Annotated in this window: 21 protein-coding genes; 18 read left to right on the forward strand and 3 right to left on the reverse strand. The window is 72.1% G+C overall.

Going from position 1 to position 19,478, the window contains the following annotated elements:
* Positions 1–14 precede the first annotated feature (14 nt).
* Complete coding sequence (locus J7E22_RS07985; protein ID WP_214980546.1) at positions 15–908, forward strand: aminoglycoside phosphotransferase family protein; 894 nt, start codon at positions 15–17, stop codon at positions 906–908.
* Positions 909–962: 54 nt separating this feature from the next.
* Here the strand turns inward: J7E22_RS07985 and J7E22_RS07990 are convergent, their stop codons facing one another.
* Entirely contained in the window at positions 963–1,781 is an 819-nt protein-coding gene (locus J7E22_RS07990; RefSeq protein WP_214980548.1) for a polysaccharide deacetylase family protein, read from the reverse strand.
* Positions 1,782–2,109: 328 nt separating this feature from the next.
* On the opposite strand from J7E22_RS07990, the gene J7E22_RS07995 reads away from it, so the two are divergent.
* The 7 genes from J7E22_RS07995 (at position 2,110) to J7E22_RS18175 (ending at position 9,456) form a co-directional block, all read left to right on the forward strand.
* Positions 2,110–3,303, forward strand: coding sequence for a zinc-dependent alcohol dehydrogenase (locus J7E22_RS07995; protein ID WP_214980550.1), 1,194 nt, complete (start codon positions 2,110–2,112; stop codon positions 3,301–3,303).
* Positions 3,303–4,355 (forward strand): NAD-dependent epimerase/dehydratase family protein, encoded by a 1,053-nt coding sequence (locus J7E22_RS08000; RefSeq protein ID WP_214980552.1) that lies wholly within the window; start codon positions 3,303–3,305, stop codon positions 4,353–4,355. The genes J7E22_RS07995 and J7E22_RS08000 overlap by 1 nt, the downstream gene beginning before the upstream one ends.
* A gap of 209 nt (positions 4,356–4,564) precedes the next feature.
* Positions 4,565–4,984: a DUF6314 family protein gene (locus J7E22_RS08005; RefSeq protein ID WP_214980554.1), complete on the forward strand. Its 420-nt coding sequence runs from the start codon at positions 4,565–4,567 to the stop codon at positions 4,982–4,984.
* A gap of 4 nt (positions 4,985–4,988) precedes the next feature.
* Positions 4,989–5,666, forward strand: coding sequence for a pentapeptide repeat-containing protein (locus tag J7E22_RS08010; RefSeq protein WP_214980556.1), 678 nt, complete (start codon positions 4,989–4,991; stop codon positions 5,664–5,666).
* Positions 5,667–5,853: 187 nt separating this feature from the next.
* Positions 5,854–7,110 carry an ice-binding family protein gene (locus J7E22_RS08015; protein ID WP_214980557.1) on the forward strand — a complete coding sequence of 419 codons (1,257 nt, stop codon included), beginning with the start codon at positions 5,854–5,856 and terminating at the stop codon, positions 7,108–7,110.
* A 184-nt stretch (positions 7,111–7,294) separates the two neighbouring features.
* A complete protein-coding gene (locus tag J7E22_RS08020; RefSeq protein ID WP_214980559.1) occupies positions 7,295–8,455 on the forward strand; it encodes an acyl-CoA desaturase in 1,161 nt (386 codons plus the stop codon).
* Positions 8,456–8,514: 59 nt separating this feature from the next.
* Positions 8,515–9,456: a diacylglycerol kinase family protein gene (locus J7E22_RS18175; RefSeq protein WP_214980561.1), complete on the forward strand. Its 942-nt coding sequence runs from the start codon at positions 8,515–8,517 to the stop codon at positions 9,454–9,456.
* Positions 9,457–9,596: 140 nt separating this feature from the next.
* Here J7E22_RS18175 and J7E22_RS08030 read toward each other — a convergent pair whose 3' ends face one another.
* Positions 9,597–10,553 carry an NAD(P)/FAD-dependent oxidoreductase gene (locus J7E22_RS08030; RefSeq protein ID WP_214980563.1) on the reverse strand — a complete coding sequence of 319 codons (957 nt, stop codon included), beginning with the start codon at positions 10,551–10,553 and terminating at the stop codon, positions 9,597–9,599.
* A gap of 66 nt (positions 10,554–10,619) precedes the next feature.
* Between J7E22_RS08030 and J7E22_RS08035 the strand changes: the two genes are divergently transcribed.
* Positions 10,620–11,231, forward strand: coding sequence for a cupin domain-containing protein (locus J7E22_RS08035; RefSeq protein ID WP_214980565.1), 612 nt, complete (start codon positions 10,620–10,622; stop codon positions 11,229–11,231).
* Positions 11,232–11,269: 38 nt separating this feature from the next.
* Here the strand turns inward: J7E22_RS08035 and J7E22_RS08040 are convergent, their stop codons facing one another.
* On the reverse strand, positions 11,270–12,088 hold the full coding sequence (locus tag J7E22_RS08040; protein WP_214980566.1) for a glycosyltransferase family 2 protein: 819 nt from the start codon (positions 12,086–12,088) through the stop codon (positions 11,270–11,272).
* Between the two features lie 147 nt (positions 12,089–12,235).
* On the opposite strand from J7E22_RS08040, the gene J7E22_RS08045 reads away from it, so the two are divergent.
* From J7E22_RS08045 to J7E22_RS08085, 9 genes are all read left to right on the forward strand, one after another.
* The gene (locus tag J7E22_RS08045) at positions 12,236–13,069 is read left to right on the forward strand and encodes a hypothetical protein (protein WP_214980568.1); all 834 of its coding nucleotides are present in this window, start codon (positions 12,236–12,238) and stop codon (positions 13,067–13,069) included.
* A complete protein-coding gene (locus J7E22_RS08050; protein WP_214980570.1) occupies positions 13,066–13,509 on the forward strand; it encodes a phage holin family protein in 444 nt (147 codons plus the stop codon). The genes J7E22_RS08045 and J7E22_RS08050 overlap by 4 nt, the downstream gene beginning before the upstream one ends.
* Positions 13,506–14,099, forward strand: coding sequence for a DUF3618 domain-containing protein (locus J7E22_RS08055; protein WP_214980572.1), 594 nt, complete (start codon positions 13,506–13,508; stop codon positions 14,097–14,099). Before J7E22_RS08050 ends, J7E22_RS08055 begins: the two co-directional genes overlap by 4 nt.
* A gap of 91 nt (positions 14,100–14,190) precedes the next feature.
* On the forward strand, positions 14,191–14,616 hold the full coding sequence (locus tag J7E22_RS08060; RefSeq protein WP_214980580.1) for a MarR family winged helix-turn-helix transcriptional regulator: 426 nt from the start codon (positions 14,191–14,193) through the stop codon (positions 14,614–14,616).
* 57 nt (positions 14,617–14,673) lie between these two features.
* Entirely contained in the window at positions 14,674–15,315 is a 642-nt protein-coding gene (locus J7E22_RS08065) for an MBL fold metallo-hydrolase (RefSeq protein ID WP_214980582.1), read from the forward strand.
* 45 nt (positions 15,316–15,360) lie between these two features.
* The gene (locus J7E22_RS08070; protein ID WP_214980584.1) at positions 15,361–16,041 is read left to right on the forward strand and encodes an HAD family hydrolase; all 681 of its coding nucleotides are present in this window, start codon (positions 15,361–15,363) and stop codon (positions 16,039–16,041) included.
* A gap of 100 nt (positions 16,042–16,141) precedes the next feature.
* Entirely contained in the window at positions 16,142–16,624 is a 483-nt protein-coding gene (locus tag J7E22_RS08075; protein ID WP_308159177.1) for a GNAT family N-acetyltransferase, read from the forward strand.
* Between the two features lie 54 nt (positions 16,625–16,678).
* Positions 16,679–17,299 (forward strand): TetR/AcrR family transcriptional regulator, encoded by a 621-nt coding sequence (locus tag J7E22_RS08080; protein ID WP_214980586.1) that lies wholly within the window; start codon positions 16,679–16,681, stop codon positions 17,297–17,299.
* Positions 17,296–18,990 (forward strand): MDR family MFS transporter, encoded by a 1,695-nt coding sequence (locus J7E22_RS08085; RefSeq protein ID WP_214980588.1) that lies wholly within the window; start codon positions 17,296–17,298, stop codon positions 18,988–18,990. Before J7E22_RS08080 ends, J7E22_RS08085 begins: the two co-directional genes overlap by 4 nt.
* The last annotated feature ends 488 nt before the right edge of the window (positions 18,991–19,478 follow it).

Below are 19,478 nucleotides of genomic sequence, written 5' to 3' on the forward strand. Positions count from 1 at the left end.
CCTAGCCTGAGGCCATGCAGTCCCCGGCACCGTCGATCGACTCCGCACTCGTGGAGCGACTTCTCCGTGCGCAGTTCCCGGAGTGGGCGGACCTGCCCGTCCGCGAGGTCGATCCCCAAGGCTGGGACAACCGCACGTTCCGGCTCGGTGACGAGCTCGCCGTCCGGCTGCCGAGCGCCGAAGCGTACGTCCCCGCGGTGGAGAAGGAGCAGTCGGTGCTGCCCTACCTGGCACAGCGGCTGAGTGTCGCCGTACCCGAACCCGTCGGGCTGGGCGAACCCGGCGAGGGCTACCCGTTCCCGTGGTCGGTCCGGCGGTGGCTCGAGGGGACAGTGGCGGTCCGGGCCGTCGGCCTCGACCCGGTGCGTCTGGCCGGGGACGTGGGTGCGTTCCTGCGGCAGCTCCGCGGCATCGCGTCGACGGGTGGGCCGGTGGCCGGCGCGCACTCGTTCCACCGCGGCGCGCACCCGTCCCACTACGCCCCCGAGGTGACCGCGGCGCTCGATGCGCTCGGGTCGGGAGTGGATCGAGCAGCGTGCGAACGGGTGTGGGACACGGCGTGCTCCACACGGTGGGATGCGGCGCCGGTCTGGTTCCACGGCGACGTCGCACCCGGCAACCTGCTGGTCGACACCGCGGGCGCCGGCCGACTGTCCGCCGTCATCGACTTCGGGACCTGCGGGGTGGGCGATCCCGCGTGCGACCTGGTGTTCGCCTGGACGTTCCTCGACGGGTCGGCGCGCGACGCCTTCCGCGACGCCGTCGGGCTGGACGCGGACACGTGGGCGCGAGCGCGGGGATGGGCGCTCTGGAAGTCACTCATCATGCTCGCGGGCAGCGCCGGCCCCGGTGCCCGGGACGGACACGAAGCCGTGCTCCGCGCGGTGCTGGCGGACCCGGTGGCCTGACCCCACCAGCGGGTCGGCCTGCGGTGGTCGCCCGGCTGGCCGGACGCCGACGGGTCAGCGCGTGAACACGTCGTCCAGCGTGTAGGTCGCCAGCTCGCGTTGCCGCAGGAGCGTCGCGAGTCGGGGGAGTGCCCCGATCGTCCCCGGGTGGTTCGCGTGCCCGATCACGATGTGCGCCGGCTGGAACCACTGTTCGGCGAAGCCCACGATCTGGTCCGACGTGATGTCGCCCGAGTCGGCGAGCGTGCCGTACCAGAGCAGGGGCGTCGTGTACCCGACCCGAGCAGCCGCGGCATCCACTCGGGCGTCGTGGTACCCGAACGGCGGCCGGAAGTACGGCCGCGCGTCGACGCCGAAGGTGTGCTCGATGAACTCGTGGTTCCGCGTGAGCTGGTCCTCGATCGCCTGGTCGCCGAGCTTCGTCAGCGCGGGGTGGTCCCAGGTGTGGTTGCCGATCTGCACCTGCCCGGACTCGATGAGGGGTCGCAGGACGTCGGCGTGCTGGGTCCACGAGGGCCGCACCCCGTTCACGAAGAACGTGAGGCGCGTGCCGGTCTCGGCCGCGAAGCGCGCGTAGGCGCCGACGACCTCCGATGAGACGCCGTCGTCGACCGTCCACGCGATCCCCTTCGTGCCCGTCGGGAGCCCGGTGATCGTCCCGTGCGGCAGCGGGTGCTTCGCGATGGGCACGAACGTGGGGGTCGGTGTCGGGGTCGGCGTGGCGCTCGGCGTCCGTGGTGCCAGGGGAGTCGGGGACGTCACCGGTCCGACGCCGGTGGTGGCAGTGCCGGTGGAGCACGCGGCCAGCGCCCCCGCGGCGAGCCAGCCGGTCGCGCCGGCGATCAGGGCGCGGCGGGTGGTGCGGTGGTTCACCGCACCAGCATGGCGCGGGCCCGAGCACGGCACATCGGCTCACGGGACGACCCGTCATGGCCGATCGGCCATCCGACGGGTGCGCGGACGGAGGGCGGGCCGGCCGGGTGGGTGGACGGGCGGACGGGAGGCGCGGAGCACGTCCCCGAGACCGGCTGCGGGACCAGCCGGATCGGTCCGCGGCTGCTGCGCAGCCGCGCTCGGACACCCGGATGGTGCCGCAACGGGTGCACGGGGCTGGGAAGCCGCCACGGGGCGGGCGCGTACCGAGGGGAGGACGTGGGTCGTGCCTCCAGGCCGCCCACGGCCACCACGAGAGGAACGCACCATGCGCGCACTGACCTGGCAGGGGACCGAGAAGGTCTCCGTCGAGAACGTCCCCGACCCCACGATCCAGGAGCCGACCGACGCGATCGTCCGCATCACCTCCACCGCGATCTGCGGGTCCGACCTGCACCTGTACCGGGTGCTCGGACCGTACATCGACAAGGGCGACGTCCTGGGGCACGAGCCGATGGGCATCGTGGAGGAAGTCGGGTCCGGCGTCACGAACCTCAAGGTCGGCGACCGCGTCGTCATCCCGTTCAACATCTCCTGCGGGCACTGCTGGATGTGCCAGCACGGCCTGCAGTCGCAGTGCGAGACCACCCAGGTGACCGCGTACGGCACGGGTGCCTCGCTGTTCGGCTACACGAAGATGTACGGCCAGGTCCCCGGTGGCCAGGCCGAGTACCTCCGGGTGCCGCACGCTGACTACGGGCCCATCGTGGTGCCGGACAGCGGCCCCGACGACCAGTGGCTGTTCCTCAGCGACATCCTGCCGACGGCCTGGCAGGCGGTGCAGTACGCGAACGTCCCCGAGGGTGGCACGCTCGCGGTGCTCGGTCTCGGACCCGTCGGCCAGTTCGCCGCCAGGATCGGCAAGCACCTCGGCTACCGCGTGCTCGCCGTGGACCCCGAGGAGGTCCGCCGCGAGCTCGGCGCGAAGCACGGCGCCGAGGTGTTCGACCTGACGAAGGACGTCGTCCCGCAGCTCGTCGACCTGACCGACGGTCGCGGCCCGGACGGCGTGGTCGACGCGGTCGGGATGGAGGCGCACGGCAACCCCGTCGCCGGGTTCGCCCAGCGGGCGGCCGGCCTCCTGCCGGACAAGCTCGCGCAGAAGGCGATCGAGACCGCGGGGGTGGACCGACTGGCCGCCCTGCACGCGGCGATCGACCTCGTGCGTCGCGGCGGGACCGTGTCGCTCAGCGGCGTGTACGGCGGCATGGCCGACCCGATGCCGATGATGACCCTGTTCGACAAGCAGATCACCATCCGCGAGGGACAGTGCAACGTCAAGCGCTGGATCGACGACATCATGCCGCTCGTGCAGGACCCGTCGGACCCGCTCGGCACGCTCGACCTGACCACCCACCGGGTGTCGCTCGAGGACGCGCCGCACATGTACGAGGTCTTCCAGAAGAAGCAGGACGGCTGCGTGAAGGTCGTCCTCGACCCGACGATGCCCGCGGCTGCCTGATGCGGGTGGTCGTGGTCGGGGCGACCGGCAACGTCGGCACCGCCGTGCTCCGGCGGCTGGCCGAAGCCCGGTTGACCCGGTCCACCGCGGACGACACCCGGCTCGAGGTCATCGGGGTGGCACGCCGCCTGCCGGACGCCCGGGTCGCGCCGTACGACGTGGCGCTGTGGCACGCGGTCGACGTGGGCGGCCCGGACGCGGTGGCGGAACTCGCCGCCGTGTTCCAGGGCGCGGACGCGGTGGTCCACCTGGCGTGGGCGCTGCAGCCGACGCACGACATCCCGGCGCAACACCGGACGAACGTCACGGGGACCGCGAACGTGCTCGACGCGGTCGCGCGTGCCGGGGTCCCGCAGGTCGTGGTGGCGTCCTCGGTCGGCGCCTACCGCGGGGTGGACGTCGACGGCAAGCGCACGCCGGTCGACGAGTTCTGGCCGGCCACGGGCATCGACACCGCCACGTACTCGATCCACAAGGCGGCGAACGAGGCGGCGATGGACGCGTTCGAGACCGCGCACCCGAGCATCGTCGTCACGCGCCTGCGCCCAGCGCTGATCTTCCAGCGGGGGGCCGCCGCCGAGATCCGCGGACTGTTCCTCGGGCACCTCGTGCCGATGCGGGCCGTCCGGTGGATCCGGTGGGCGGTCCTGCCGCTGCCGTACCCGTTCGTGTTCCAGGCCGTGCACGCGGACGACGTCGCCGACGCCTACTGGCGCGCGGTGGACCGTCGGGCGCCGGGAGCGTTCAACATCGCCGGGTCGCCGGTCCTCACCCCGCCGCGGATCGCCCGGGTCCTGGGCATGCGGGGTGCCTTCCGGGTGCCGCTGGGTCTGGTGCGCGGTCTCGTGACCCTGACGTGGCGCCTGCACCTGCAGCCGACGGACGCCGGGTGGGTGGACATCGCAGCGCAGGTGCCCGTGATGCGGACCGATCGTGCCCGGTCGGTGCTCGGGTGGGAGGCGCGGCACTCGTCCGAAGACGCGTTGCGTGCGTTGGTGGGCGGGTTCGCGGACCGGGCGAACGTCGCGGCGTCGGCGCCGCTGCGGGGCTGAGCTGGTCTGAGTGCTGCTGGCGGTGGTGGGCCTGCTGGAGGCGGTGGTGGTGAGACGCCGCCGTCATCGTGACACGCCCCGAATGACACGAGACGCCGCCGGATTCGGCGGCGTCTCGGCGTCCGGCGGGCGTCTCGTGATCACGGCGGCGTCTCGGCAGCGACGGGACGGCGGCGTCTCGTGATGCGGTCTGGCCGTAGGGTCGATGGATGCTGACGCCGACGGACCTGCTGGGGGAGTGGGACCTCCGGCGGACGATCGTGGACCGCCGGAACGCAATGGACGGGACGGTCACCGGGGCAGCCCGGCTGACGCTCGTCACGCCGGACGAGGTGCGCTGGGACGAGTCCGGCACGATGACGTTCGACGACCGCTCGACGCCGGTCTCGCGGGCGCTCGTGCTCCGTCGCGGCGACGACGGCCGGTGGACGGTGCACTTCGCCGACGGACGGGTGTTCCACGAGTGGGTGTGGGGGGCGCAAGTGGAGCACGCGTGCGACCCTGACGAGTACACCGGGCTGCTCGGCGGCGACGCCGACCGCTGGACGGTGCGGTGGGACGCCCGAGGTCCGGGGAAGGACTACACGCTCGACAGCGTCCTCCAACGTCGCCCGTCCACGCCAGACTGATCGCATGGCCCGAACCTCCGGCAAGTCCTCCGGCACCGACGCCCCCCGGATCACCGTGACCGAACCCGGCGACCTCGAGGACTGGAGCCCCGCGCCAGGCGACGTCGTCTCCGGCGACCGGATCGAGGGCAAGCGGGTGGCGATGCTCGACCTGACGGGCGAGCGCCTGCCGGACCTCGAGCTCGAGGAGTGCTCGATCGGAACGCTCCGCGCGGACGCGGCGGACCTGCGCGGCGTGCGCCTCCGCGACTCCGTGATCGAGGTCCTGGACGCCCCCGTGCTCCGGGCATCGAGCAGCACGTGGCGCGAGGTCCGGGTCGCCGGCGGCCGCGTGGGGTCCGCTGAGCTCTACGACGCCGGGTTGAACGGCGTGGAGTTCGTCGGCATGAAGTTCGGGTTCGTGAACCTGCGCGGATCGACCCTGACGGACGTCCGGTTCCGGGATTGCGTGATCGACGAACTGGACCTGGCCGATGCGAAACTGCTGCGGGTCGCCTTCGACGGCACGCGGATCCGGGCGGCCGAGGGCACGAACACCCGGGTCAGCCACGTGGACCTGCGCGGTGCAGACCTGGATCGCGTGGAGCGGCTCGAGGGCTTCCGGGGTGCCACCATCGGGAGCGACCAGCTGTACACGCTCGCGCCGTTGCTGGCGGCCCAGGCGGGCTACCGCGTCGACTGAGGACTCACTTCCTCGGAACCGAGCCCGGGAGAGCGCCGTGCGACGTCAGGTCGATTCACAGTTTCGGTCGTGAATTGCGTGATCGCGCCGAAAAGCGCGGTTTGGCGCGCATACTGCGAAGACCGGAGATCACGTTCGCGTCGTCGACGCTCGCACTGTGCCTCTCCCGCTCAGACAGGTGCCTTCCATGGCCACGTCCCGTTCCCTCCGCCCGATCGTGCTGGTCCTCACCGGAGTCGGACTCGCTGCCTCGATGGCCCTCCTGTCCACCTCCACCGCCTCCGCCGCGACCGTCATCAGCGGGCCGATCAACCTCGGGACCGCAGCGACCTACGGCGTGCTCGGTGCGAGTGCGGTGACGAACACCGGTCCGACGGTCGTCAACGGAGACCTCGGCATCTCACCCGGCACGTCCATCACCGGGTTCGGTGGCGCCCCGAACGGCGTGGTCAACGGCACGGTGCACGCCACGGACGCCCCCGTACTGCAGGCGCAGCAGGACACCACGACCGCGTACAACGTCGCGGCGTCGCTCTCCCCGACCGAGTCCGGCCTCACCAGCCTGGACGGCAAGTCCCTCACCCCGGGTGTGTACTCGGGCGGCGCGCTCTCGCTCGCGACCGGCGGGCAACTGACCCTGGCCGGATCCGCGAACTCGGTCTGGGTGTTCCAAGCGGCGTCCACCCTGACGATCGGTTCCGGTTCCCACATCACGATCACGGGTGGCGCGAGTTCGTGCAACGTGTTCTGGCAGGTCGGCAGCTCCGCCACGATCGGGACCGCTGCCCAGTTCCAGGGCACCGTGCTCGCCCAGCAGTCGGTGACCGCGACCACCGGTGCGACGGTCGTCGGACGCCTGCTCGCGCGGGTCGGTGCGGTGACGCTCGACACGAACACGATCACCGCCTCCAGCGGGTGCCCCGCCCCGGGGACGCCCGCTGCTTCCCCCTCGCCGGTCATCACGTCGGGCACACCCCCGACGGCCACCGTCGGGACGCCCTACTCGTACACCGTGACCGCGACGGGGACGCCGGCGCCGACCTACACCTCCACCACCTTGCCCGCCGGCCTGACGCTGAACGGGACGACCGGCGTGATCTCCGGGACACCGACCACCCCGGGGAACGTCACGGTGACGGTCACGGCGTCGAACACGACGGCACCAGCGGCGTCGACCATCGTGACGTTCGCCGTCCAGCCGGCGGCGACACCCGCGCCGACACCCACCCCGACGCCGACGCCGACGCCCACCGCGACCGTGCCGGTGCAGCCCACCGCGACCGCCACGCCGGTGGCAGCCGGAGCCGGAGGCCGTGGTCCCGGTGAGCTCGCCTACACCGGCAGCGACCCGACGCTGCCACTCGGCATCGCCGGCGCGTTCCTCGCCGCCGGTTCCGTGCTCCTGGTGGCCGCCCGACGTCGCCGCGCTGCGCACCGCGCCTGAGTCGCACCACCGATGCCGGTCCTGCCCTCGGGCGGGGCCGGCATCGTGGCGTGCGGTCTCCGGCGTCCGGCGTCTCGCGTGCAGCGTCCGACGTGCGGTTCGCGGCTGCGCAGCCACCCGCACCCGCGCGCTCGGAGGTTCGTCTCGTAGGATTTCCGGGCGTATCCCCGACAGGAGGACATGGATGCCCACGAACAACAGTGGAGTCTCGGACCGCACCGGGACCCCCGAGCAGCCGCCGCACGGACGCACCGCCGCTCCCCGCATCATCCGCACCCGGCCCGGCGACGGTGGCACCACGGGGACGTCGACGTACTCCGCGCTCCTCGCCGAGGTGAAGGCGCAGGGGCTGCTCCGCCGTCGCACCGGGTTCTACTGGACGCTGTTCATCGCCCTCGTCGTCGTGATGGCCGCCGCGTGGACCGCCTTCGCGCTGCTCGGTGACTCGTGGTACCAGCTCATCGTGGCCGGGGTGCTCGGGGTCGTGTTCACGCAGTTCGCCTTCCTGTCGCACGAGGCCGCGCACCAGCAGGTGTTCGCGAGCAAGAAGTGGAACGACCGCACCGGGCGGTACCTCGGCACGTTCGTCGCCGGACTGAGCTACTCGTGGTGGATGAACAAGCACTCGCGGCACCACGCCAACCCGAACACCGTCGGCAAGGACCCGGACATCGAGCAGGACGGTGTGTCCTTCCTCGAAGAAGACGCCGCGGCCCGCACCGGGTTCTGGCGCTGGCTGACCCGGGTGCAGGGGTACGCGTTCTTCCCGCTGCTCGTGCTCGAGGGCATCAACCTGCACCGGCACTCCGTCCAGGCGATCCTGTCGGGTGACGCCATCCGCGGGTCGCGCCGGGACCGCATCGTCGAGGGCGTGCTCATGGTGGCGCGCTTCGCGATCTACCTGACGATCGTGTTCTGGTTCCTGCCCTTCGGGATGGCGTGCGCCTTCCTCGGCGTCCAGCTCGCGGTCTTCGGCGTGTACATGGGGGCGTCCTTCGCGCCGAACCACAAGGGCATGCCGGTCATCCCGAACGACGTCAAGGTGGACTTCTTCGCCCGGCAGGTCCGGACCTCCCGCAGCATCTCCGGTGGCGTGTGGGTGTCCTTCCTGCTCGGTGGCCTGGACACCCAGGTCGAGCACCACCTGTTCCCGAACATGCCGCGCCCGCACCTGCGGAAGGCACGAGCGCTCGTGCAGGCCCACTGCGCCGAGCTCGGGGTGCCGTACACCGAGACGACGCTCCTCGAGTCCTACCGGATCGTGATCGCCTACCTGAACCGCGTCGGCCTCGCCGCGCGCGATCCCTTCACGTGCCCGGTGGCGAGCGAACTCCGCCTGCAGTGACGGACGCCGGCCCCTCCGGAGACGCGACCACGGCAGCGCGCCGCCCGCACGCTGCCGTGGTGTTCAACCCCGTCAAGGTCCCGGAGGCCCGGCTCCGCGCCGTCGTGTCCGCCGAACAAGCGCGGCACGACTGGGCGCCGACGGTCTGGGCCGCCACGGCCGCCGACGACGGTGGTGCCGAGGCGATCCGGACGGTCCTCGCGACGGGACCGGCGGTCGTGCTCGTCGTCGGCGGCGACGGCACATTGCGCGTCGCGGCGATCGCGATGGAGGGCACCGGCGTCCCGATGGCCGTCGTGCCGATGGGGACCGGCAACCTGTTCGCACGGAACCTGCGCCTGCCCTTGAACGACCTGGTGCGAGCGGTTCGGACGGCCTTCACCGGCACCGACCGGCCCATCGACCTGGCGTTCGCCGAACTCGAGCGGCCGGACCACACGGTCGAGCGGCACGGGTTCCTGGTGATGGCAGGGGTGGGGCTCGACGCGACGATGGCGGCGGACACCAGCCCCCGCCTGAAGAAGCGGCTCGGGTGGGTGGCCTACTCCGACCCGATCCTGCGGTCGGTGTTCGGGAACGCGCAGTTCGACGTCCGCTACCGCGTCGACGAGGCCCCGTGGCGACCGATGCGGGCGCACACGATCATCGTCGGGAACTGCGGCACCCTGACCGCGAACGTCCTGCTGCTCCCGGACGCCGCCCCGGACGACGGCTTCCTGGACGCGGTGGCGTTCCGACCCCGCGGCGCGGTCGGGTGGTCGAAGATCGGCTACGGCCTGTCCTCGAACCGCTTCCTGCACCGCACCCGCTTCGGTCGGCTGCTCGGCCGGTTCCTCCCGACGTCGAGGACCCTGCGGTACGTCCGGGCCCGGCGGCTCGAGGTGGCGTTCGACCACCCCGAGCGGCTGCAACTCGACGGCGACCCCTTCGGTGTCGTGGTCGGCGCGACGCTGACCGTGCACGAGCACGCCCTGGTCCTCCGCGAGCCCGCACGCACCTGAGCCCTGACGGACGGCCCGGCCCCTGACGGACGGGGCGGCCGCCGACGGACGGGGCGGCCGCCGCCGAACGGGCCAGCCGCCGCCGCACGGGCACGCGTGCACCGACCGCCCCGTCAGGCCGCGAGCACCGCCCCGCCCCGTCAGGCCGCGAGCGCCGCCGCGATCTCCGCCTGCACGAGGTCGCCGTGCACCGCCGCCCCCGTCTGCGTCCCCGCGGACACCGACAGCGCGACCGTCGCCATCGGCGTCGCCACGTTCCCCGCCGCGAACACCCCGGGGACCTCGGTCTGACCTGCCGGACCGACCGCGAGCGCGCTGCCGATCCGGATCCCGTTCACCTGCTGGTCCTGCGCGACGAGCCCCAGCCCGCCGAGACCGTCCAGCCGTGCCTCGACGGTGCTCGCGGCTGCGAGGGCATCGAGCTCGACGGTGCGCCCGTCCCCGAGTTCGACGCCCACCAGCCGGTCGTCCTCGCTGAGCACCCGGCGGACCGTCCCGTCGAGCACGCGGATGTCCCGCGCCAACAGGCCGGCGCGGGCGTCGGCATCCACGAGCTCCGGGTCGGTGACGAACACGGTCACCCGGTCGCTCAGCGCGCGGAACAGGTGCGCCTGGTGCACGATCGGCATCGTCACGAGGACGCCGATGCGCTGGTCGCGGAACTCCCAGCCGTGGCAGAACGGGCAGTGCACGACCCCGCGCCCCCACTGCTCGGCGAGTCCCGGGACGTCCGGCAGGACGTCCACGGCGCCGGAGGCGACGACCACCCGGCGCGAGGTGACGACCGCGCCGGAGTCGAGCGTGACCGTGAACCCGACCGGATCGGGACCCGGGGTGGTCGTCGGCGACGCGGCCACGATCCTCCCGGCCGTCACCTCGACGCCGTAGGCGGCGACCTCCGCGCGGCCGATCCGGTACAGCTCGGCGGGAGCGACGCCTTCCCGGCCGAGGTAGTTGTGCGCGCCGGCAGCTCGCGCGTTCCGCGGGTCGCCCGCGTCGACGACCAGGACGGAACGGCGGGAGCGTCCGAGGATGAGGGCGGCGGACAGGCCGGCGGAACCGCCGCCGATGACGATGACGTCGTAGTGATCTCGCATGACCGCAGCGTGCGGGGTGCCATCTCGGTCTGGCAACGAACGTTGCTGCTCTGGCAACATGTGCGCATGACACACGCCCAGGAGGCACGGATCACCCCGCGGACGACGGCGGAGGTCGTCGACGCGGTCGGCCCGCGACTGCGCGCCCTCCGCAGGCGCCGGGAGATCACGCTGGGCGCGCTGTCGGCGCAGACCGGCATCTCCGTGTCGACGCTCTCCCGGCTCGAGTCGGGACAGCGGAGGCCGACCCTCGAACTGCTGCTCCCGTTGGCGCGGACGTACCAGGTGCCGCTCGACGACCTGGTCGGGTCACCCCGCACCGGGGACCCGCGGGTCCACCTGCAGCCCGAGACCCACGGCGACCGCGTCGTCATCCCGCTCACCCGACGGACCGGCGGCGTGCGGTCGTTCAAGCAGCTCATCCCGCCGCACACGCCCACCGGTGCGCCGACGCTGCAGACGCACGAGGGGTACGAGTGGCTGTTCGTGCTCTCCGGGCGGCTGCGGTTGCTCCTCGGCGAACACGACCTCGACCTCGGCCCGGGCGAGGTCGTCGAGTTCGACACGCACACGCCGCACTGGATCGGGAACGTCACCGACGCGGTCACGGAGATCCTGTGCCTGTACGGGCCGCAGGGGCAGCGGGCGCACGTGCGGTCACGGCCGGCGGTGCGCTGACGTCCGAGCGTCCGAGCGTCCGGTCGCCGCCGGTCGGCTCAGCGGATCGACCAGCGGCCCGCGGATCGGGTGCGCGCTGCGACGCGGTACCGGCGTGCCCACCGCCGGACGGGGTTCGCTCGCCGACCGTTCACGCGGAACGTGTGGAACGCCCGCCGTGTGCGGGTCAGGGCGGACGAGAAGCTCGCGAGGGGCCGCGCCGACACCTCGAGGGCGAGCGCGGGGTCGACCAGCACGCGCCAGGCTGGGTCGAGCTGCATCGACAGGTCGACGTCGTCGTGGACCTCGGCGTCGGTGCGGTGCACGCGGTGCTGCACCCGCTCCCACGTCGCCCGGGGCATCGCCATCGCGGACCCGAAGAGCGGCGGCCGACCGAGCGCGGACCACATCAGCACGAAGTACGGACCCATGTACAGGGTGTCCCAGATGCCCCGGAGGACGGCGTCGCGGAGGGCAGCACCACGGAGGACGCCGTGCCGGGCCGCGTCGCCATCCGCGTCCGCGTGCTGGCGGGGCCGTCCCGGGCCGGTGACCGCGACCACGGCGGGGTCCGCGAGCAGGTCCACGGCGTGCTCGATCCACCGAGGGGGCGGGACGGAATCGGCATCGAGCCGGACGATGACGTCCCCGGCGGACCGGTCGTAGCCGGCGGCCGACGCCCGGGCGATGCCCTGCACGGGGACCTCGATGACGACCGCGCCGGCCGCTCGCGCCACCATCGCGCTGTCGTCGGTGCTGCCGTTGTCCACCACGACGATCTCGTCCGGCACGCGGGACTGTCCCGCGAGGGCGGTCAGGAGCCGACGGAGGTGTGCTGAGTCGTCGCGGACGGGCACGACGACGGAGACGGTGGACATGCGAACGAGTCAACCGGGACTGCGCTGTGTGGACTGCCGACCCGCGCATGTCGGCGTTCCTGGCACCCGACCCAGCGGTGGGCGCGCACCGTCGGTTCGAACGCCACGGGTGCTCTGCTCGCGGCGACCACGAACCGGAAGGCCACCATGACCACGAACCCACCCGGGAACGAATCCGGGACGCCGATCCACGACCGCACCGCCGCTTCCGAGGGGCACGAGATCCACCCCGGCGTGACGGTTCCCTCGTACGCCAGCGGCACGCCCGTCCCGCGTCCCAGCGCCCCCCTGGCCGGTGAGCCCCTCGACGCGATCCCCGCTGACGAGCAGCTCCCCGCAGCCCCCGCCTACCCCGCAGTGGGCGGCGTCGGGACCAGCACGTTCGGGACCGGCACGACCGGCTCGGCGTTCCCTGACTCCAGCACGGGCAGCACCGGCGGCGGCAAGGCCGACGCCGCGAAGGGTGCAGCCCAGGACGTCGCGGGCGACGCCAAGGAGAAGGCCGCCAACGTCGCCGGCACCGCCAAGGAGCAGGCCGCCAACGTCGCCTCCGAACTCGGCGACCACGCCAAGCAGCTCTTCGGCCAGGCGAGCGGCACGCTCAAGGACCAGGCCGCCGACCAGCAGCAGCGCGCCGCGGGCGGGCTCCGCACCATCGGCGAGCAGCTCGGTCAGATGGCCGAGAACACCGACGACCAGGGCGTCGCCGTGAAGGTCGTCCGCGACCTCTCGACCCGCGCCACCTCGGTCGCCAGCTACCTCGAGGCCCGCGACCCGGGTTCGCTCGTCAGCGAACTGCGCACCTTCGCCGCGAAGCGCCCCGGCACGTTCATCGCGATCGCCGCCGGTGCAGGCATCCTCGCCGGGCGCCTCACCAAGGCGCTCACCACCGAGATCAAGCACGAGAAGGAAGCCGACGCGGCCGCATCCGACGCGACCGCATTCGACGCGACCTACTCCGGTCCGGTGACGGGCGTATGAGCCACTCTGTTCCGGGCCCGATCCCGACGGGGGAGCCGACCCCCGAGGAGCGGGCCGCGACGACACCGCTCGGCGAGCTGCTCTCCGACGTGTCGCGTGACCTGTCGAACCTGTTCCGGCAGGAGATCGCGCTGGCGAAGGCCGAGCTGACCGACTCCGCGAAGAAGGCCGGCAAGGCGGGCGGCATGTTCGGCGGCGCCGGACTCACCGGGATCTTCGCACTGCTGTTCCTGTCGATCGCCGCATGGTGGGCCCTCGGGTACCTCGTCGGCAACGCGTGGTCCGCCCTCATCATCGCCGTCATCTACGGCGTCGTCGCCGCGGTCCTCGCCCGTCGAGGCCGCAGCGCAATGAAGGAAATCCAGGGTGCCCCGCAGACCGTCGCGACGGTCAAGGAAGTCCCCGAGACACTGAAGCCCAACACCGGGAGGAAGCCATGAGCACCCCAGACGAGATCCGCGCCGAGATCGAGCGCACCCGAGGAGACCTCGGCTACAACGTCGACGCCCTGGCTGACAAGGTCAGCCCGTCGTCGATCGCCCACCGCCAGACCGAGAAGGTCAAGACGCGGTTCCAGGATGCTCGCGAGTCCGTGATGGGAGCCGCCAGCTCCGCACGGTCGAGCGTCATGGGCGCCGCGGACTCCGCGAAGTCGAGCGTGTCCGGGTCGACCTCGGGCGCCACGGATGCGGCCCACCGCGGTGTCGAGAAGGCGAAGGGCAACCCGCTCGCCGTCGGCCTCATCGCCTTCGGTGCCGGGTGGCTCGTGTCGTCGCTCATCCCGACGACCGACAAGGAAGAGGAGCTGGCCGGCGAGCTCAAGGAGCAGGCAGCGCCCCTGGTCGACGAGGTCAAGTCGCAGGCCAAGGACATGGGGTCGCAGCTCGGCGACGCCGCCAAGGAGCACGCACAGGACCTGAAGGAGACCGCGCAGGACGCGGCCCAGACGGTCAAGGACGAGGCGCAGGGCGCCGCGTCCGACGTGAAGGAGAACGCGCAGAGCGCAGCGGACGACGTCCGCAGCAACTGACGCGACCACCCCACGGACGGGAGGCACGGTGCCAGCTGGCACCGTGCCTCCCGTCCGTCGTGGTGCGGGCCGAGCGCGGTACGGTCGGGGCATGGACCCCGTCGACGAGCTCGCCACCCGCTTGCGGCAGTCCATCGGGACGGTCGTGCGCGCCGCCCGCCAGGCTGCCGACAGCCTGCCCGCGGCGCACCAGACGACGCTCGGGTTCCTGCACCGCGAAGGACCGATGACGATCGCGGAACTCGCCCGGCGGCGTGCGGTCAAGCACCAGGGGCAGTCACGCACGGTGGCGGAGCTCGCGGAACTCGGGTACGTCGACCGCCGTGCATCCGACACCGATCGGCGCGTTTCGGTCATCGCCATCTCGGACCGTGGGGGGCAGGCACTGCAGCGGGACATGGACGCCCGCGCGGACTGGCTGGCCACCGCCCTCCGCGAGGACTTCGACGACGACGAGCGGGCGCTGCTCGAACGGGTGTCGGAGCTGCTCGAACGGCTCGCACGTCGTGCTCACTGAGGGACCCCTCACCGGTTCGGCGCGCACGATCTACAACAGTGTTGTAGAGTTCTGGACATGGAACTGACGAAGTACAACCACGCCACGGTCGTCCTCGAGCAGGACGGCACCACCATCGTGATCGACCCGGGCACCTTCACGCCCGAGGCCGCCGAGCTGGTCCGGACCGCGGACGCCGTCCTCATCACCCACGAGCACGCCGACCACTTCGACGTCGACGCCGTCCGAGCCGGGCTCGACGCGAACCCCACGCTCGTTGTCCACGGGCCGGCGTCGATCGTCGAGCAGCTCGGCGACCACGACGGCCGGGTCATCGCCGTACAGGCCGGCGATGCGTTCACCGTCGGGCAGGTCCCCGTCCGGGTGTTCGGCGAGGAGCACGCCGTCATCCACCGCGACATCCCGACCATCGCCAACGTCGGGTACCTCGTCGGTGACGCCGTCTTCCACCCCGGGGACGCGTACCTGGTGCCGGGTGTCCCGGTCTCGACGCTCCTGGTCCCGACCAGTGGGCCGTGGGCGGTCACCTCGGCCGCGGTCGACTATGTGCGCGAGGTCGCTCCCGAGCGGGCCGTCCAGATCCACGAGCTGTTGCTCAGCGACGCCGGACAGCAGATGACCGTCAGCATGCTCGGGACCGACGGCCTCGGCGGCGTGCCGACCACGATCCTCCCGGCCGGCGAGACCATCCAGATCTGACCCTCACTGAGAAGGGGCCACGCAGACGGCGGGTTGGGTGGAGGGATGCCTGATGCTCCCTCCACCGCCGTCCTGTTCGACATCGACGGAACGCTCGTCGACTCCAACTACGCCCACGTCGACGCGTGGTCGCGTGCCTTCCGGGAGGCCGGTTCACCGGTCGAGGGCTGGCGCATCCACCGCTCGATCGGGATGGACTCCGGCAAGCTCCTCGAGGCACTGCTGCCGGACGCCTCCGACGAGGTCCGGTCCACCGCGAAGCAGTACCACGCCGCCTACTACGCCGAGCACGCGCCGCGGTTGTCGTTGCTGCCCGGTGCCCGCGAGTTGCTCGAAGCCGTCGCGGGACTCGGCCACGCCGTCGTGCTCGCCACGAGCGCTCCCGGCCCGGACCTGGAGCAGCTCCGTGCACTCCTCGACGCCGAGCAGTGGCTCGCCGCCGTGACGAGTGCCGAGGACGTCGAAGCGGCGAAGCCCGACCCGGGCATCGTCAAGGTCGCGCTCGGGAAGGTCGGCATCGACGCCGAGCACGCCGTCATGATCGGCGACGCGATGTGGGACGTCGAGGCGTCCGGCCGGGTCGGCGTGCCGTGCATCGGCGTGATGACCGGCGGGATCGGCGGCGACGAGCTCCGTGGTGCCGGGGCAGCCGAGGTGTACGACGACGCGGCGGCCGTGCTCGCTGCGCTGCGGGAGGGGAACGGGCCCATCGCCGCGTTGCGGTGACGTCCGGGCGGGTCGCGGGTCGCGGGTCGCCGGTCGCGGTGGCGTCCGGTCGCGTCGCGGGTTGCGTGTCGAGCCGCTCCCCGTGCCAGGATCGTTGCTCGTGATCACGATCGAGCGCGTTCCCTGGGACGACCCGCGCGGCGAGGCGCTCCGCGCCCGCATGGACGAGGAGATGCACGAGCGGTACGGCTCGGCGAACGGTGACGAGGACCCGGCCGTCACGGCGGAGCGCAACCGGTCGCTCGCCGTCGACCCGGCGAAGGTCATCACGTCGCTCCTCGCGATCGACGAGGACGGCACGCCCCTCGGCCACATCGCGGTCCGGTGGCTCGGGGACGACGTCGAGCTGAAGCGACTGATCGTCGTCGCGGCGGCACGCGGCAAGGGTGCCGCGACGGCGTTGCTCACGGAGAGCGAGCAGGTCGGGCGCGAGCAGGGCGCTCGCCGGCTGATCCTGCAGACGGGCGATCGGCAGCCCGAGGCCGTCGCGCTCTACGAGAAGACCGGGTGGGACCGGATCCCGGTGTACGCGCCCTACGCGGCGACCATGCCGTGGTCGTTCTGCTTCGAGAAGGCGCTGTAGGCGTCCCGTCGCAAACCACTTGCACTCTGATGTCCGGAGTGCAATTCTTGTCGGGTGAGCACGACTGACCGGACCCGAGCGCTGCGTCGACGCATGATCGTCGAAGCGCGTCGGGCGACGGTCGAACACGGGCTGCACGGGTTCACGATCGAGCAGCTCTGCGAGACCGTCGGCGTCTCGCGGCGCACGTTCTTCAACCACTTCGCCTCGAAGGACGACGCCGTGCTCGGCATCGAACTCCACGCGACCGACGACGTGCTCGTCGACTTCGCGGACGGCGGTGCGGTGCCCCCCGACCTCGACCCGCTCGGGGCGATCGTCGCGCTGGCCATCGAGCAGATGCACGTCGTCGGACTCGACCGGGCGGACGAAGCCCTCGTCCGTCGCGTGTTCGAGCGCGAGCCGGTCATGGTTGCGCGGTTCCTGTCGGCGATGGACGTGCAGCTCGCGAAGGTGACCGACGCGGTGCGGCAGCGGTTCGGCTGGACCGACCCCGACGACCGCCGTGCCCAGCTCGTCACCGAGACCGCCGCCGGCCTGGTCAAGGTCACGGCCACGACCTACTTCGACGACGCGTTCGACGAGGCCACCGGCCCCGCCTTCGACGCGTTGCTCACCGACAACCTCCGCCTGCTGCGGGCGGCCATCACGAACGGACGAGGACCCACCGAATGAGCACGACCGCGCGGCGCACCACCAAGCGAGCTCGCCCCGGCTCCGACGGACCGCTGCTCCTCACGCAGCGCCGCATCTGGATCATCTTCGCCGCACTCATCGCGGGGATGCTGCTGTCCAGTCTCGACCAGACCATCGTGTCGACGGCGATGCCCACCATCGTCGGCCAGCTCGGGGGAGTGGCGCACCAGGCGTGGTTGACGACCGGATACCTGCTCGCGTCGACCATCGTGATGCCGATCTACGGCAAGTTCGGCGACGTCCTCGGACGCCGCAACCTGTTCCTCATCGCGATCGCGCTGTTCACGATCGCGTCGGCCGGGTGTGCCTTCGCGGGCGACTTCACGCAGCTGATCGTGTTCCGTGCGGTGCAGGGACTCGGCGGTGGCGGCTTGATGATCCTGTCGCAGGCCATCATCGCCGACATCGTGCCGGCCTCCGAGCGGGGCAAGTACCTCGGGCCGCTCGGGGCGATCTTCGGGCTGTCGGCCATCGGCGGTCCGCTGCTCGGCGGGTTCTTCGTCGACCACCTCACCTGGAACTGGGCCTTCTACATCAACATCCCGGTCGGGATCGCCGCGTTCTTCGTCGCTTGGTTCGCGCTCACGCTGCCGACGAAGAAGGCCGAGAAGCGGATCGACGTGCTCGGGGTGCTCCTGATGTCCGCAGCGACCACGTGCCTGGTGTTCTTCTCGGAGTTCGGTGGGAGCAAGGACCACGGGTGGGGTGCCCCGGAGACCTGGGCCTGGTTCGCGGGGCTGGTCGTCGCCGCAGCACTGCTCGTCCTGGTGGAGTCGCGTGTCGAGGACCCCGTGCTCCCGCTGTCGTTCTTCCGGAACCGGACGTTCCTGCTCGCGACGGGCATCGGCCTGGTGCTCGGCATCGGCATGTTCGCCGCGATCGGCTTCGTGCCCACGTTCCTGCAGATGGCGTCCGGTACCTCGGCCGCGGTCTCGGGGCTGCTCATGCTCCCGATGATGGCGGGCCTGATCGGGACGTCGATCCTGTCCGGGAACCTGATCACCAAGACCGGGCGCTACCGGTCCTTCCCGATCATCGGGACGATCCTGGTCGCGATCGCGATGCTCGCGATGACCCAGCTCGCTGCGGACACCCCGATCTGGCTGATCTGCGTCTACCTGTTCGTCTTCGGCGCCGGGCTCGGGCTCATCATGCAGGTCGTCGTGCTCGTGGCGCAGAACGCCGTGCCCGCGTCGCAGGTCGGCACCGCCACGTCGACGAACAACTACTTCCGCGAGGTCGGCGCCTCCTTGGGGACGGCCGTCTTCGGTGCGCTGTTCACGGCGCGGCTGACCTCGTCGCTGACCGACGTGTTCCGCGGGGCCGGCGGTTCGGCGACCGATGCGGCGTCCTCGGCCGGAAGCATCGACCCGGCGACGGTCGCGAAGCTGCCGGAGGCCGTGCAGAACGGCATCGTGAACGCCTACGCTGACTCCCTGGCGCCGGTGTTCTGGTACCTGCTGCCGTTCATCGCGGTGGCGTTCCTGCTGGCGCTGTTCCTGCCGCAGATCACGCTGTCCGACACGGCCGGCATGGTCGCGCGGGGTGAGGCGATCGGCGGGCCCGAGGCCGACGAGCTCGAGCGGGCGCGGCGGGCTGGCGACGCGGGTACGGGTGCGGGTGCCGTGCCGGCTGAGACGGCGGCGTCTGCGCGGGACACGTCCTCCTGACCGAGACGCCGGCGTCTGCGAGACATGTCCTCCTGACCGAGACGGCGGCGTCTGCGCGAGACACGTCCTCCTGACCGAGACGCCGCCCGTTCTGGCGGCGCCTCACGGGCAGGGCGGCGTCTCACGCGGACGGGGGCGTCCCACGACGACTGTCGGTGCACGGCCGGGCGCAGCTGAGACGCCGGCGTCTACGCGAGGCACGTCCAACTGACCGAGACGCCGCGGGATGTAGCGGCGTCTCGGCAGCAGAGCGGCGTCTCGAGCGGACGGGGGCGTCTCGGCAGCAGGGCGGCGTCTCACGCGGACGGGGGCGCCCCACGACGACTGTCGGCACGCGGCCGGGCGCAGCTGAGACGCCGGCGTCTCCGCGAGGCAGGTCCAACTGACCGAGACGCCGCGGGATGTGGCGGCGTCTCGGCAGCAGGGCGGCGCCTCGCGCGGACGGGGGCGTCTCGGCAGCAGGGCGGCGTCTCGCGCGGACGGGGGCG

This window comes from Curtobacterium sp. ISL-83, from assembly GCF_018613895.1.
Taxonomy (GTDB): Bacteria; Actinomycetota; Actinomycetes; order Actinomycetales; family Microbacteriaceae; genus Curtobacterium.